This is a genomic window from Pseudomonas karstica, assembly GCF_009707515.1.
GTDB classification, from domain to species: Bacteria; Pseudomonadota; Gammaproteobacteria; order Pseudomonadales; family Pseudomonadaceae; genus Aquipseudomonas; species Aquipseudomonas karstica.
Map to the genome: position 1 here is coordinate 39526 of NZ_WLYI01000020.1, position 15486 is coordinate 55011.

15 protein-coding genes are annotated in these 15486 nt (G+C 58.8%); 8 read left to right on the forward strand and 7 right to left on the reverse strand.

The genetic code is table 11. The annotated features are described in order from the left end of the window. The 5 genes from tusC to GIR22_RS15500 all read left to right on the forward strand — a co-directional run bounded on the left by tusC (position 1) and on the right by GIR22_RS15500 (position 3067). Complete coding sequence (gene tusC, locus GIR22_RS15480) at positions 1 to 351, forward strand: sulfurtransferase complex subunit TusC (RefSeq protein WP_154744177.1); 351 nt, start codon at positions 1 to 3, stop codon at positions 349 to 351. Continuing rightward, positions 351 to 644, forward strand: a complete 294-nt coding sequence (gene tusB, locus GIR22_RS15485) for a sulfurtransferase complex subunit TusB (protein WP_154744178.1) — start codon at positions 351 to 353, stop codon at positions 642 to 644. The genes tusC and tusB overlap by 1 nt, the downstream gene beginning before the upstream one ends. Continuing rightward, positions 641 to 976 carry a TusE/DsrC/DsvC family sulfur relay protein gene (locus tag GIR22_RS15490; protein ID WP_154744179.1) on the forward strand — a complete coding sequence of 112 codons (336 nt, stop codon included), beginning with the start codon at positions 641 to 643 and terminating at the stop codon, positions 974 to 976. Before tusB ends, GIR22_RS15490 begins: the two co-directional genes overlap by 4 nt. Before the next feature lie 14 nt (positions 977 to 990). Next, positions 991 to 1974 carry a glycosyl transferase family protein gene (locus GIR22_RS15495; RefSeq protein ID WP_178122287.1) on the forward strand — a complete coding sequence of 328 codons (984 nt, stop codon included), beginning with the start codon at positions 991 to 993 and terminating at the stop codon, positions 1972 to 1974. An 88-nt stretch (positions 1975 to 2062) separates the two neighbouring features. Next, entirely contained in the window at positions 2063 to 3067 is a 1005-nt protein-coding gene (locus GIR22_RS15500; RefSeq protein ID WP_154744181.1) for a glutathione S-transferase family protein, read from the forward strand. Positions 3068 to 3238: 171 nt separating this feature from the next. Here the strand turns inward: GIR22_RS15500 and cysG are convergent, their stop codons facing one another. Genes cysG through GIR22_RS15530 form a run of 6 tightly spaced genes read right to left on the reverse strand, consistent with a single transcriptional unit; the run spans position 3239 to position 10739 of the window. Continuing rightward, positions 3239 to 4633 (reverse strand): siroheme synthase CysG, encoded by a 1395-nt coding sequence (gene cysG, locus GIR22_RS15505; RefSeq protein WP_154744182.1) that lies wholly within the window; start codon positions 4631 to 4633, stop codon positions 3239 to 3241. Continuing rightward, entirely contained in the window at positions 4634 to 5914 is a 1281-nt protein-coding gene (gene serS, locus GIR22_RS15510; RefSeq protein WP_154744183.1) for a serine--tRNA ligase, read from the reverse strand. 16 nt (positions 5915 to 5930) lie between these two features. Then, the gene (gene crcB / locus GIR22_RS15515; RefSeq protein ID WP_154744184.1) at positions 5931 to 6305 is read right to left on the reverse strand and encodes a fluoride efflux transporter CrcB; all 375 of its coding nucleotides are present in this window, start codon (positions 6303 to 6305) and stop codon (positions 5931 to 5933) included. Beyond that, complete coding sequence (locus GIR22_RS15520) at positions 6302 to 7627, reverse strand: replication-associated recombination protein A (RefSeq protein WP_154744185.1); 1326 nt, start codon at positions 7625 to 7627, stop codon at positions 6302 to 6304. Before GIR22_RS15520 ends, crcB begins: the two co-directional genes overlap by 4 nt. 27 nt (positions 7628 to 7654) lie before the next feature. Next, a complete protein-coding gene (gene lolA / locus GIR22_RS15525) occupies positions 7655 to 8278 on the reverse strand; it encodes an outer membrane lipoprotein periplasmic chaperone LolA (protein ID WP_154744186.1) in 624 nt (207 codons plus the stop codon). Positions 8279 to 8333: 55 nt separating this feature from the next. Further along, on the reverse strand, positions 8334 to 10739 hold the full coding sequence (locus tag GIR22_RS15530) for a DNA translocase FtsK (protein WP_154744187.1): 2406 nt from the start codon (positions 10737 to 10739) through the stop codon (positions 8334 to 8336). A 488-nt stretch (positions 10740 to 11227) separates the two neighbouring features. Between GIR22_RS15530 and aat the strand changes: the two genes are divergently transcribed. The 3 genes from aat to infA all read left to right on the forward strand — a co-directional run bounded on the left by aat (position 11228) and on the right by infA (position 12990). Then, on the forward strand, positions 11228 to 11908 hold the full coding sequence (gene aat / locus GIR22_RS15535) for a leucyl/phenylalanyl-tRNA--protein transferase (RefSeq protein ID WP_154744188.1): 681 nt from the start codon (positions 11228 to 11230) through the stop codon (positions 11906 to 11908). A 55-nt stretch (positions 11909 to 11963) separates the two neighbouring features. After that, positions 11964 to 12671 carry an arginyltransferase gene (locus GIR22_RS15540; RefSeq protein WP_154744189.1) on the forward strand — a complete coding sequence of 236 codons (708 nt, stop codon included), beginning with the start codon at positions 11964 to 11966 and terminating at the stop codon, positions 12669 to 12671. Between the two features lie 100 nt (positions 12672 to 12771). Then, positions 12772 to 12990, forward strand: a complete 219-nt coding sequence (infA, locus tag GIR22_RS15545; protein ID WP_002553999.1) for a translation initiation factor IF-1 — start codon at positions 12772 to 12774, stop codon at positions 12988 to 12990. A 224-nt stretch (positions 12991 to 13214) separates the two neighbouring features. On the opposite strand, the gene clpA is transcribed toward infA, so the two are convergent. Beyond that, positions 13215 to 15485: an ATP-dependent Clp protease ATP-binding subunit ClpA gene (gene clpA, locus GIR22_RS15550; RefSeq protein ID WP_154744190.1), complete on the reverse strand. Its 2271-nt coding sequence runs from the start codon at positions 15483 to 15485 to the stop codon at positions 13215 to 13217. Between the last annotated feature and the right edge of the window lies 1 nt (position 15486).

Genomic DNA, 15486 nt, shown 5'->3' on the forward strand with positions numbered 1-15486 from the left:
ATGGCGAAATCCTTGTTGGTGATCAGTCGCCAGGCCCCCTGGTCCGGGCCCGGCGCACGCGAAGCATTGGATATCGTGCTGGCCGGCGGTGCATTTGACTTGCCCATTGGCCTGCTATTTCTCGATGATGGGGTGTTTCAACTGGCCTCGAGCCAAGACGCCAAGGCTGTTCAGCAGAAAGATCTCAGCGCCAACCTCCAGGCACTGTCACTGTTTGGTGTCGACGAAGTGTTTGCCTGCAGCCACAGCCTTGATGAACGCGGGCTGACTTCCCCAGGCATTGCCCAGTCTCTGGACAGCGAGCAGATCCAAGAGATGATTGACCGTTACGACCAGGTGATAACCCTCTGATGTCGACTTTGCATGTGGTATCCCACTCCCCTTTTACCGATAACCGGCTGCAAAGCTGCCTGCGTCTCTGTGGGGCCGAGGATGCAATCCTGCTGTGCGGCGACGGCGCCTATGCCTTGCAACCCGCCAGCGCCCCCTGCCAAGCCCTTCAAGCCAAAGGTGTGAGAGTGTTTGTTCTGGCCGAAGACAGCCAGGCGCGGAACCTGCTTGTGCCCGCCTGGGCCGGCAGTATCGATTATCCGGCGTTCGTCCAATTGTCGATCGACTACGACAAGGTCAATACCTGGCTATGAACACCCTGACCGTAGGTGAGCGCACCCTCGAACTGGACAAGGATGGTTACCTCGCCAACCTGAGCGACTGGTCCGCCGATGTAGCTAATGCCCTGGCCGTTGCCGAAGCACTGGAGCTGACCCCTGAACACTGGGAAATCCTTGAGTTGCTGCGCGGCTTTTATGCTGAATTCCAGCTGTCACCCGCCACGCGCCCGCTGATCAAGTACACCACCTTGAAGCTGGGCCCGGAAAAGGGCAACAGCCTGCACCTCAACCGACTGTTCAAAGGCACTCCCGCCAAACTCGCCGCCAAACTGGCGGGCCTGCCCAGGCCGACGAATTGCTTATGACTGATTTTGCCCCGTTGATCACCCAAACCCCTGCCGAACATCCGTTTGCCCCGTTCGTGCGCATCCTGGGCAAAGGCAAGCGCGGCGCCCGCAGCCTGACCCGTGTCGAGGCCCGGGAAGCCATGGGCATGCTGCTCGACGAAAAAGTCGAAGACACCCAGCTAGGCGCCTTCCTGATGTTGCTGCGGCACAAGGAAGAAAGCCCGGAAGAACTCGCAGGCTTCACTGAAGCCGTACGCGAACGCTTGAAGGCACCGTCGCTCAACGTTGATATCGACTGGCCGACCTACGCCGGTAAAAAGCGCCATTTACCCTGGTACTTGCTGGCGGCCAAATGCCTGGCCCAGAACGGCATACGCATCCTGATGCACGGCGGCGGTGCCCATACCGCTGGCCGGCTCTATACCGAACAGTTGCTGGAAGGCTTGCAGATACCGTTGTGCCGCAACTGGCAGCAAGTCGAGTCGGCCCTTGAACAGGGCAACCTGGCATTTATTCCGCTAGGGGATTGGGCGCCGCAACTGCAACGCATGATTGACCTGCGTAACACCTTGGGCCTGCGCTCGCCGATCCACTCCCTGGCGCGTATTCTCAATCCACTGAATGCCCGTTGTGGCCTGCAAAGCATCTTCCACCCGGGCTACCAGGGCGTACACCGTGATGCCAGTGGCCTGCTGGGTGACAACGTCATTGTGATCAAGGGTGACGGCGGCGAGATAGAGATCAACCCCGACACCATCAGTCATTTATACGGCACCACGGGTGGCGAAAGCTGGGATGAAGAATGGCCCGCCCTCTCCGCTCAACGCCACGTCAAACCCGCGGCCCTCGACCCCGAGCACCTGAAGGCAGTGTGGCGCGGCGAGGTAGAGGACAGTTACCCGCAACTGGCACTGATTGCCACCGTGGCCTTAGCCTTGCGTGGCTTGGGCCACCCACGGGAGCACGCGTTCGAACTGGCCCAGCAATACTGGGATGCCCGGAACAAATCGATTTAACCGATCATTAACCCCCAGCCTTTGCGCTGTTTGTTCGATGCCAGACCTTTAGACTGGACTCCAACGCTTATCAGCCAAGGAGTCAGTCATGGGATTGCTGATCGAAGGACGCTGGCATGACCAGTGGTACGAAAGTAGTGCAGATGGCTCTTTCCAACGGGAACAGGCACAACGCCGTCATTGGATAACTGCCGATGGTCAACCTGGCCCCAGCGGTGAAGGTGGCTTCGTGGCCGAGGCCGGTCGTTACCACTTGTACGTGTCTCTCGCCTGCCCTTGGGCTCATCGCACCTTGATCCTGCGCAAACTCAAAGACCTGGAAGGTTTGATCGACGTGTCGGTGGTCAGTTGGTTGATGCTTGAAAACGGCTGGACCTTCGACAAGGCCCACGGCTCAACGGGCGACAAGCTTGACGGCTTCAGCTACATGCACCAGCGCTACACCGCTGACACAGCTACCTACACCGGACGCGTCACAGTGCCGGTGTTGTGGGACAAGAAGCTGAAGCGGGTTGTCAGCAATGAGTCGGCGGAGATCATCCGCATGTTCAATAGTGCGTTTAACGGGTTGACTGGCAATGAGCTGGATCTCTACCCCGAGGCACTGCGCCCGACCATAGATGCGCTGAACGAGCGCATCTACCCGGCGGTGAACAATGGCGTCTACCGTGCTGGCTTCGCTACTTCGCAAAAAGCTTATGAAGTCGCTTTCGATGATGTGTTTGCTGAACTCGAACACCTTGAACAACACCTGGGTAATCAGCGCTACCTGAGCGGTGAATACCTGACCGAGGCCGATATACGCCTGTTCACCACCATGATTCGTTTCGATGCGGTGTATTACAGCCACTTCAAATGCAATCTGCGACGGATTGCTGATTATCCGAACCTGTCGAATTGGCTGAAGGAGCTGTATCAGTGGCCAGGAATTGCCGAAACGGTGGACTTCTCGCACATCAAGGGGCACTACTACGCCAGCCATCGGACGATTAATCCGACGGGGATTGTGCCGAAGGGGCCATTGCAGGTGTTTGAGGCGAAGCATGATCGGGAGAGGTTGAGCGGGAAAGGGATTTGGAACGGATCCAAATAACGCGTTGAATCTATCCTTGCACCAGGCAAACCTGTAGCCACTGGCGCAGCCTGCGATCGGCTGCGCAGCAGTCGTATTATTGAAGGTCCTTCGGCCCTTATCGCAGCCTCGTGCCTCGACAGCGGCTACAGAGGATCACCGATCGCCTGTAGCCCGCGATGCTTTCCAGAATCAGACCTGAGCCTGATCACCTTCAAACCACTTCAACTTCTCACGCAACACCACCACTTCTCCCACAATCACCAATGTCGGCGCATGAACCTCATGCTCCGCCACCATTCGCGGCAGGTCGGCCAATGTGCCCGTAAATACCCGCTGGTTCGAGGTAGTGCCTTGCTGGATCAGCGCCGCCGGGGTATCCGGCGAACGCCCATGCTGGATCAACTGCTCACAGATAATCGGTAATCCGATCAAGCCCATGTAGAACACCAGGGTCTGCGACGGGCCCACCAAGTCACCCCAGGGCAGGTCCGACGTACCGTCCTTCAAGTGCCCGGTGATGAAACGTACTGATTGCGCATAGTCGCGATGGGTCAACGGAATACCGGCATAGGCTGCACAACCACTGGCTGCCGTAATGCCTGGCACAACCTGGAACGGGATGCCATGGGCCGCCAGTTCCTCGATCTCTTCGCCGCCACGACCAAAGATGAACGGATCGCCGCCCTTGAGGCGCAGCACCCGCTTGCCCTGCTGGGCCAAATCGACCAATTGCTGGTTGATCCGATCTTGAGGCACTGCGTGGTCGGCGCGGCGCTTGCCGACATATATCCGCTGTGCATCACGGCGGCACAATTCCAGAATTGCCGGCGCCACCAAGCGGTCATACAGCACCACATCGGCTTGCTGCATAAGACGCAAGGCCCGGAAGGTCAGCAGGTCCGGATCACCAGGCCCTGCGCCCACCAGATAGACCTCGCCCGGGGCATGAGGTGGCGCGCCACTGATCTTCTCGACCAGTAAACGCTCGGCCTCATCGCCCTGCCCAGCCAGTTGGCGGTCGGCAATCGGTCCTTGAAATACCTCTTCCCAGAACGCACGACGTTGCTGCACATCAGGGAACAAGCCTTTGACCTGGCTGCGAAAACGCGCCGCCAACCCGGCCAGTTGGCCATAAGTCGACGGGATCCAGGTCTCCAGCTTGGCGCGAATCAACCGTGCAAGCACCGGCGCATCGCCGCCACTGGAGACTGCAATCACCAACGGCGACCGGTCGACAATCGCCGGAAAGATCACACTGCACAACCCAGGCGCATCCACCACATTGACGGGTACACAACGACACCGAGCGTCGCTGGACACTTGCGCATTCAGCGGCTCGTCATCGGTGGCAGCAATAATCAGGGTGCAGCCATCAAGGTCAGCCTCCTGATAACCGCGCAAAACCAGTTCACCGCCACTGCCCAGCACCAGCTCACGTAACTGATCTTCAATCTGGGGAGCAACCACCCGCAACAAGGCGCCGGCGTCGGCCAGCAACCGGGATTTGCGCAAGGCAATCTCCCCGCCACCGACGACCAACACACGACTGCCGCGCAGGTTATGGAACAGCGGCAGAAATTCCATTTAGCCGATGACCTCGACGCCCGCCATATAAGGCTTGAGCACCTCAGGTACGCGGATCGAACCGTCAGCCTGCTGGTAGTTTTCCAGTACGGCAACCAGGGTACGTCCTACAGCCAGACCCGAACCGTTGAGGGTGTGGACCAGTTCCGGCTTGCCGGTTTCCGGGTTACGGTAACGCGCCTGCATACGACGGGCCTGGAAATCACCACAGTTGGAGCACGACGAAATCTCGCGGTACTTGTCCTGGCTTGGCACCCAGACTTCCAGATCGTAAGTCTTGACCGCACTGAACCCCATATCACCCGTGCACAGCGCCAGAACGCGATACGGCAGCTCCAACAGCTGCAGGACACGCTCGGCATTGGCGGTCAGGCCTTCGAGCGCTTCCATGGACGTCGATGGCTCGACAACCTGCACCATCTCCACCTTGTCGAACTGGTGCTGGCGAATCATGCCCCGGGTATCGCGACCGGATGCACCGGCTTCGCTACGGAAGCACGGCGTGTGGGCAACAAACTTCAACGGCAGTTGCTTGGCGTCGAGGATTTCCCCGGCGACAATGTTGGTCAGCGATACTTCGGCAGTCGGGATCAGGTACAGATCGGCTTCACCTTCGCGGCTGATCTTGAACAGGTCTTCCTCGAACTTCGGCAACTGGCTGGTGCCCATCAGCGCCGGCGCCTGGACCAGGTACGGGGTGTAGGCCTCCTCGTAACCGTGCTCACCGGTGTGCAGGTTGATCATGAACTGCGCCAGGGCGCGATGCAGGCGCGCAATCGGGCCGCGCAGCAAGGCAAAGCGGGCGCCGGACAACTTGGCGGCGGTTTCAAAATCCAGCCCACCGGTCAGTTCACCCAGGGCGACATGGTCCTTGACCTCGAAATCAAAGGTTTTTGGCGTGCCCCAGCGGCGCACTTCGACGTTGCCGTCTTCATCTTCACCGACCGGTACCGATTCGTGCGGCAGGTTGGGAATGCCCAGCAGGATTGAGTCCAGCTCGGTCTGGATCGCGTCCAACTCGACCTTGCCAGAAGCCAGTTCACCCGCCATGCGCTCGACGTCTGCCATCAATGGCACGATGTCTTCGCCGCGCTGCTTGGCCTGACCGATGGATTTGGAACGGGCATTACGCTCAGCCTGCAGCGCTTCGGTGCGGGTCTGGACGGTCTTGCGCTGCTCTTCCAGCGCTTCGATGCGCGCAACATCCAGGGCAAAGCCACGGGATGCCAGGCGGTCCGCTACGTCCTGAAGGTTGCTACGTAACAGTTTGGAATCGAGCATGTCGGTCTCTCGTTTATCAAAGTTTGGTCAGGGACAGGCCAGCCCAGGTGGCGAGCAGCCCGCCGAATACACTGATGGCCGCATAACCTATTGCCAGCGGCACTTGCCCGCTTTCCAGCAGGCGCACGGTATCCAGTGAAAAGGATGAAAAAGTGGTCAGGCCGCCAAGGAAGCCGACCATCAACCCGGCGCGCACCTCAATAGGCACCTCCGGGCGCAACAAGAACAGGCCATATAGCACGCCGATCAGCAGGCAGCCCACGATATTAACGGCCAGCGTTGCGGTATAGAAGTGTTTCGGCCAATTGGCGTTGATCCAATTGCCCGTGGCAAAGCGCAATAACGTTCCCGCAACCCCGCCCACAGAGACGGCAATCACTAAGGGAATCATGATTTTCTCCGCTGTTTCGGGCTCAAACGGTCAAGTGCGGCCAAATGATTGAGTTTTTCACCGATCTTCAACTCAAGGCCACGGGGCACCGGCTGATAGAACGGTTGGGGCGCTAGCGCGTCAGGGAAATAATCTTCACCCGCAGCGTAGGCGTCCGGTTCATCGTGGGCATAACGGTATTCGTCGCCATAGCCCAACTGCTTCATCAATTTGGTGGGTGCATTGCGCAGGTGCAACGGCACTTCCAGGGAGCCATGTTCGGCAGCCGAGCGCAGGGCGGACTTGAAGCCCATGTACACCGCATTGCTTTTCGGCGCGCAGGCCAGGTAGGTGATGGCCTGGGCCACCGCCAACTCGCCTTCCGGGCTACCCAGGCGCTCCTGCACCTCCCAGGCGGCCAGGCACAGGCTCAGGGCGCGGGGGTCGGCATTGCCGATGTCTTCGCTGGCCATGCGCACCACGCGTCGGGCCAGGTACAAAGGGTCGCAGCCGCCATCGATCATCCGGGCGAACCAGTACAACGCGCCATCCGGGTTGGAGCCACGCACGGATTTATGCAGCGCCGATATCTGGTCGTAAAAAGCCTCGCCGCCCTTGTCGAAACGTCGACGGGTATCGCCCAGCAGGCTTTGCAGCAAGTCGACGCCGATTTCGCTGCCGTCCTCGGCCAGGTCGGAAGCGTTCTCCAACAGGTTGAGGAAGCGCCGCCCGTCGCCATCAGCAGCGCTCAGGAGAATCTTGAAACCCTCTTCACTGACACTCAACTGCCGCTTGCCCAGGCCTTTGTCCTCGGTGAGCGCGCGCTGCAACAGCTTCTGCATTGCCGCTTCGTCGAGGCTCTTGAGCACATAGACCCGCGCCCGGGACAACAAGGCGTTGTTCAGCTCAAAGGATGGGTTTTCGGTGGTGGCACCAATGAAAATCAGCGTGCCATCTTCGACATAGGGTAAAAACGCATCTTGCTGAGACTTGTTGAAACGATGTACTTCGTCGACGAACAAGATGGTGCGCTTGCCATACTGCCCGGCCTGCTGCTTGGCCACGTCCACCGCCTGGCGGATTTCCTTGACCCCAGCCAGCACCGCCGAGACCGTTTCGAAGTGTGCGTCCGAGACTTTCGCCAGCAGCCGCGCCAGGGTGGTTTTACCCACTCCAGGCGGCCCCCAGAAAATCATCGAGTGCAGCGCACCCTGCTCCAGGGCTTCGCGCAAAGGCTTGCCACGAGCGAGCAGGTGTTCCTGCCCGACGTACTCATCCAGGTTGGTCGAGCGCAAGCGCGCCGCCAAAGGTTGAGCAATCGGGTCACTTCGAAACAAGTCCATGGGCAGCGCTTGAAACCTCTAGGCAGTTTATTCCTGGATCACGTCGGCACCCTTGGGGATGTCGAACTTGAACGTGGACGCCGCGACAGGCTGGTTGGCCTTGACCCCGGTGAACAGGATATTGGTACGCTGGCCGACACTGTCGATCAGTTGCATGTCGTTGATCACGCCGTTACGGAACGACAGGCGCAGGCTGTCGAACAGGGTGTCCCTGGATTTGGGCTTGAGGGTGAAGTCGATTACGCCACTGGCCTGCTTGGACGTAATCTCAAAACTCTCACTGATCTGCGACACATTGCCCGAGAGCAACAAGGCCGGCGTCTGGCTCAAGCGCGGATCAAGGGTCTTGATAGTCGCCTGCTCCAGGTCCGGATCCCACAGCGTGACTTTCTTGCCGTCGGAAACGATCGTCTGCTCAGCTGGAGCGTCGGTTTTCCAGTAGAAAAGCCCCGGACGCTGTACGGCCATTTCGCCCGTGGTTTCCTGCAACTGGGTACCGCCACCATCCAGGGTCAGTTGGGAAAAGCGTGCGCTCAGTGTCTTGGATTGTTCCAGCAAGTTGGTCAGGCTCGCCACGGAGGCAGGATCTGCCTGAGCCGAAAGGGCAGTCAGAGCCAGGGCTGGCAACAACAGCATGCGGATAAGACGCATGGGAGTCCTCATAGATTCGTGTAAAGGCGCGCCGCGTGTTACCACGCGGCAGGTATCAGTCGCGCATCGGCCCTGGCGCAATGACTTCGCGCGAGCCGTTGGTGTTCATGGACGTCACCACCCCGGCCATTTCCATGGCTTCGATCATGCGAGCAGCGCGGTTGTAGCCGATCTTCAGCTTGCGCTGCACTGCGGAAATCGAGGCGCGCCGGCTTTCCAGGACGAACTGCACGGCTTCGTCATACAAGGCATCGGTTTCAGCGTCATCATCACCGCCGCCACCGCCGCCGTCAAAACCACTACCCGCTTCTTCGACACCGTTGAGGATGTCATCGTTGTATTCCGGTGCACCGCGCAGTTTCCAGGCTTCCACCACCCGGTGTACTTCGTCGTCGGACACAAAGGCACCGTGAACGCGGATCGGCAGGCTGGTGCCTGGCGGCATGTAGAGCATGTCACCGTGGCCCAACAGTTGTTCGGCGCCGCCCTGGTCGATGATGGTCCGCGAGTCGATCTTGCTCGACACCTGGAACGCCATACGGGTCGGGATGTTGGCCTTGATCAGGCCGGTGATCACGTCCACCGACGGACGCTGGGTGGCGAGAATCAAGTGGATACCGGCCGCCCGCGCCTTTTGCGCAATACGGGCGATCAGTTCTTCAACCTTCTTGCCGACGATCATCATCATGTCGGCAAATTCGTCGACCACCACCACAATCGTCGGCAGCTTGGTCAGCAGCGGTGCTTCGTCGTGAATGCTTTCGCGTTTGTACAGCGGATCGGTCAGCGGCGTGCCGGCGTCCTGGGCTTCCTTGACCTTGGCGTTGAAGCCCGACAGGTTACGTACGCCCATCTTGGCCATCAGCTTGTAGCGTCGCTCCATCTCGGCAACGCTCCAGCGCAGGGCGTTGGCGGCGTCCTTCATGTCGGTCACCACCGGGCACAGCAGGTGCGGGATGCCTTCATAGATCGACAGCTCAAGCATTTTCGGGTCAATCATGATCAGCTTGGCGTCTTCCGGGCCAGACTTGAACAGGATCGACAGGATCATCGCGTTCACACCCACCGACTTACCGGAACCGGTGGTACCAGCTACCAGCAAGTGGGGCATTTTTGCCAGGTCGGTGATTACCGGCTTGCCGCCGATGTCGTGGCCCAGGGCCAGAGTGACCGGGGACTTGAAGTTGTCGTATTCCGGGGTCGACAGCACTTCGGAGAAGCGCACGATCTGCCGGTCTTCGTTGGGAATCTCGATACCGACAGTGGTCTTGCCGGGAATCACTTCCACCACTCGCACACTGGTCACGGCCAGCGAACGTGCCAAATCCTTGGCCAGGTTGGAAATGCGGCTGACCTTGACGCCAGCAGCGGGTTGGATCTCGTAACGGGTAATCACCGGGCCCGGGTGGATCGAGTCCACCGAGACTTCGACGCCGAACTCCTTGAGCTTGATTTCCAGCAAGTGGCCGACGGCTGCCAGGGACTCCGGGGAATAGTTGAGTTGCTTCTTTTCCGCCGGGTCAAGAATCGAGATCGGCGGCAAGGTACCTTCCACCGCGCTGTCGACAAACAATGGCGCCTGTTTCTCTTTCTGCACGCGCTTGCTCTGTTCCGGCGCCTTGGTCGGCACGGGGGCAATCACCGGCGGCACTTGCCTCTCGCGGTCGGACATGTGCCTGGTCAGGGCCTGCTCGCGTTCGATCAGGCGTTCCTTGACCTTGGCCTGCTCGCGGCGGTCCGGCGTACTCGGCGCCACCACTTCGTTGACTCGAATGTCGACGTCGCGCAATTGCGCCACCATCCGCTTGCGCTCGACCCGCGCCGCCCACCAGCGGTTGGCCGCGCCCTGGAACAACTCGAACAGGTCGAGTGTGATCTTGCCGGTCACATCCATGACCTTGAACCAGGACAGGTCGGTAAACACTGTCAGGCCGCACAGGAACAAGGCGATGAACATCAGGGTGCTGCCCTGGATATTCAGCGTCCTGCGGGCCAGGTCACCCAGGCTTTCACCCAAGGCACCGCCAGCGCCCGCCGGCAAACCGGTGGGGGCATGAAAATGGATATGCGCCAGCGCCGCACCCGACAACACCAGGAACACCAAGCCGATCAACCGCCAGGAAAACAACCAGCCGCTCCACTGCCATGGCTCATGACGCTGGCGGAATATCTGCCAGGTCTTGATGGCCAAGAGCAACGGGAAGATATACGCAAAGTACCCCAGGATCATGAACAGGATGTCGGCGCTGTAGGAACCTGCAGGACCACCGAAGTTCTGCACGTCTTCAATCTTGCTGTTATGGCTCCAGCCCGGATCGTCCTTGCCATAGGTCAGCAAGGCCATCATCAGGAAAAGGCACAAGGCACCGATAGCGATCAGTGCACCTTCCTTGAGCCGATAATGCAGGTGCTGACGCCAGGCCGGAACTACTGTTTTAGGTGTCGCGGTGGTTTTCTTCAAAACGGGTCTTTTCCTGCGCCTTTAGCGCGTCCATCTGTTGAATGACTACAAAATACTGCTCAATCCGAGCAGGTAAAAAATGAACGAGTGTCGATGAAACTACTTTTAACACCCTGTGACTGATTCATGAAATGGCGACAGTGCCTGAATCGCCGCATTGTACGGGTTTGTGGACCCACGATGCACGCCGCAGGTTTACGTAATGCCGTTTGGCAAAAGCCGTATCCTATGACATTCGATTTGAGCATGCATTGTCTTTACTGACAAAGGCTTATGAGCTGTTTTTAGCAATCCAGGCAAGCTTGACGACAACCGGGTGCGCCCTGAACCCGGTTACGACCACATCTCTACCTTAGAGTTGCAGAAATACCCGCTGACGCTGATCCCATATTCGGACTGGCTCCACGGCCCCTTGTCGACAATAATCATGCTTCTCGAGACCGGCTCTGCACCTGTCACTCCCCTCCCCTTCCGTAAGCCTGGATGCCATGCTGACCTGGTTGCAACGCAATACACTGACTTTTCCACCGCTGGCAAAAGCCATGCGCGAACCCAATGGCCTGCTCGCTGCCGGTGGCGACCTGTCCGCCGACCGCCTGATCAAAGCCTACCGCCACGGCTGCTTCCCCTGGTTTTCACAAGGCCAGCCAATCCTCTGGTGGTCACCAGACCCGCGCACGGTCCTGTTCCCTGACGAACTGCATGTTTCCCGCAGCCTGGGCAAGCTGCTGCGCCAACGGCGCTACGAGGTAACCTTTGATCAAGACTTCGCTGCCGTCATTCAGGCCTGCGCCGCCCCTCGCAGCTACGCCGACGGCACCTGGATCACCGAGGCCATGCAAAACGCCTACTTGCAACTGCATCAACGGGGCCACGCCCATTCGGTGGAAGTCTGGGATCAGGGCGAATTGGTCGGCGGGCTCTACGGCCTGGCCATGGGCCAGTTGTTTTTTGGCGAATCCATGTTCAGTCGCGCCGACAACGCGTCAAAATACGGCTTCGTTACGCTGGTCAGGCAATTGCAAGCCTGGGGCTTTGTGCTGATTGACTGCCAGATGCCCACCGATCATCTGCACAGCCTCGGCGCCCGCGCCATACCTCGCAGCGATTTTGCAAGTTTCTTGCACAATCATCTGGACCAGCCCAGCAGTGCACCGTGGGTTTCCTAGGCGTCTTCCCCGCACCTGGCTTACACTTATTTCAAAGCTTATCCGAGGGTTGATCATGACCGAGTTGGCGCGCTTGAAGTTTTATGCCACTCAACCCCACTCTTGCAGCTATCTGCCCGATGAGCAGGCCACCACACTGTTCCTCGATCCCAGCCAGCCAATGGACGTGCATGTGTATGCCGATTTGTCGGAAATGGGCTTTCGGCGCAGTGGCGACCATCTTTACCGGCCTCACTGCCAGAACTGCAACGCTTGTGTACCGGCGCGCATCCCGGTGGCGCAGTTCCTGCCAGACCGCAATCAGAAACGTATTCTCAAGCGCAACGCCGACCTTACGGTGGCCCCGGCGAAACCAGGCTTCAGCGAAGAGTATTTCGACCTTTACCAGCGCTACATCGTACAACGCCACGCCGATGGCGACATGTTTCCCCCCAGCCGCGACCAGTTTTCCACCTTCCTGGTACGCGACCTGCCGTTCTCGCGCTTCTACGAGTTTCGTCTTAAGGGGCGATTGCTGGCGGTAGCCGTCACAGACCTGCTGCCCAACGGTTTGTCGGCGGTCTACACCTTTTACGAGCCGACCGAAGAACGCCGCAGCCTGGGACGCTTTGCGATTCTTTGGCAAATCGGCGAAGCCATGCGATTGGAACTGGAAGCGGTGTACCTCGGTTACTGGATCAAGAACTGCAAAAAAATGAACTACAAGACTCAATATCGGCCCATTGAGCTGCTGATTAACCAAAGATGGGTCACTCTGAACTAGAACCCCTTGGCTTAAACACCCTTTTTCGGGCACAATGCACGCCGCTTTTGCCTGGCGCAGTTGCACCGGGCCATTCACTGGATACCGAGGGCTTTACTGCATGTCGAAAGAAGACAGCTTCGAAATGGAAGGCACTGTCGTCGACACCCTGCCCAACACCATGTTTCGCGTGGAGTTGGAAAATGGGCACGTCGTAACCGCGCATATCTCCGGCAAGATGCGCAAGAACTACATTCGTATTCTTACCGGTGACAAAGTGCGCGTCGAGCTGACGCCCTATGACTTGAGCAAAGGGCGCATCACTTACCGCGCTCGCTAAGCAAGTCAATACAAAGACGCCCGGTTATGCTGGGCGTTTTTGTGTGCACTGGATTTAAGAGGTCGCAAAATCATGTAGGCGCGAGCTTGCTCGCGAAGAACTCAAAGGCACCGCGTTTATCCAGAATGCACGCGCTATCGTTAACGTTTTTCGCGAGCAAGCTCGCTCCTACAAACAGCAAAAAGGCGCCTTTCGGCGCCTTTTTGTTTTATTGCTGTCAGTAATCAGGCCATTTCAGCCGTGGTTTCGAAGTCGAAGGTCAGTTCGCCGTCCTTCAGGTCGATATGCACCACGCCACCATGATCGGCAAGCTCACCAAACAGGATCTCCTCGGCCAATGGCCGCTTGATCTTGTCCTGGATCAGGCGCGCCATTGGGCGGGCACCCATTGCCGCGTCGTAACCGCCTTCTGCCAACCAACTGCGAGCCGCGTCTGTCACCTCCAACTGCACCCGCTTGTCTTCCAACTGCGCCTGCAGCTCGGTAAGGAACTTGTCCACCACGCTCTTGATAACCTCATGACTGAGGCGACCAAACTGGATAATGGTGTCCAGGCGGTTACGGAACTCCGGCGTGAAACTCTTCTTGACCACTTCCATGGCGTCGGAAGAGTGATCCTGATGAGTAAAGCCAATGGAGGCCCGCGCGGCCGTTTCGGCACCGGCGTTGGTGGTCATGATCACGATCACATTACGGAAGTCTGCCTTGCGCCCGTTGTTGTCGGTCAGGGTCCCGTGGTCCATGACCTGCAGCAACAAGTTGAAGACTTCCGGGTGGGCCTTCTCGATCTCATCAAGCAGTAATACGCAATGCGGCTGCTTGGTAATCGCCTCGGTCAACAGGCCGCCCTGGTCGAAACCGACATAGCCCGGAGGCGCACCGATCAGGCGCGACACGGTGTGGCGCTCCATGTATTCGGACATGTCGAAACGCACCAGCTCGATCCCCATGGCCTTGGCCAACTGCCGCGCCGCTTCGGTCTTGCCAACACCGGTAGGCCCGGCAAACAGGAACGAACCGACAGGCTTGTCCGGCGACTTGAGGCCGGCCCGGGACAACTTGATCGCTGTCGACAACGAATCAATGGCCGCATCTTGACCAAATACGGTCAGCTTGAGGTCGCGCTCCAGGTTGCGTAGCAGCTCCTTGTCGGAACTGGTGACGTGTTTCGGCGGAATCCGCGCGATTTTCGCCACGATATCCTCGACCTGAGGCACGTCGATGCGTTTCACACGCTTCTCTACCGGCTGCAGGCGCTGGTAGGCCCCCGCTTCGTCGATAACGTCGATGGCCTTGTCTGGCATATGCCGGTCATTGATATAGCGCGATGCCAGCTCGGCGGCCGCACGCAAGGCTTCATCGGTGTACTCGATGCCATGGTGCGCTTCAAAACGCCCCTTGAGCCCGCGCAGGATGCTGATGGTGTCTTCCACCGAAGGCTCGGAAACATCGACTTTCTGGAAGCGACGCGCCAGGGCACGGTCCTTCTCGAAGATCCCGCGAAACTCCTGGAATGTAGTCGAACCGATGCAACGTATATCGCCCGACGACAGCAATGGCTTGAGCAGGTTGGATGCATCCATCACCCCCCCGGACGCTGCACCAGCACCAATGATGGTATGGATCTCATCGATGAACAGGATGGCCTGAGGGCGTTTCTTCAACTCTCCGAGCAACGCCTTGAAGCGCTTCTCGAAATCGCCACGGTACTTGGTCCCGGCCAGCAAGGCACCGAGATCAAGGGAGTAGACGACGCTGTTGGCCAGCAGGTCTGGTACCTGATTATCGACAATGCGCTTGGCCAGGCCTTCGGCAATCGCGGTTTTACCCACGCCCGCCTCGCCCACCAGCAGCGGATTGTTCTTGCGACGACGCGCGAGGATTTGCGCTACACGCTCAACCTCAAGCTCACGCCCCACCAGCGGGTCGATCCGCCCCTGGCGCGCCAGTTCGTTAAGGTTGCTGGCATAGGTATCCAGCGGATTGCCGGAAGAAGAAGGCTCACCGCCCTCTTCGTCCTGCATATCCTGCTCACCTTCGGAGTGATCGCCGTGCCCCGGCACTTTCGAGATGCCATGGGCGATGTAGTTGACCACATCGATACGGGCAACGCTCTGCTGCTTGAGCAGAAACACTGCCTGGCTTTCCTGTTCGCTGAAGATCGCAACGAGCACGTTGGCGCCCGTGACTTCGCGCTTGCCGGAGCTCTGTACATGGAAGACAGCACGCTGCAGTACCCGTTGGAAGCCCAGGGTTGGCTGGGTTTCGCGATCCTCGTCATGGACGGGGATCAATGGCGTGGTGGAGTCGATAAACTCCTGCAGATCATGCTTGAGCTTGTCGAGGTTGGCGCCGCACGCACGCAAAACGGTGGCGGCAGCCTCGTTATCCAAAAGTGCCAGCAGCAGGTGCTCGACGGTCATGAATTCATGACGCTTCGAACGAGCCTCCTTGAAGGCAAGATTGAGGGTGACTTCGAGCTCGCGGTTTAACATA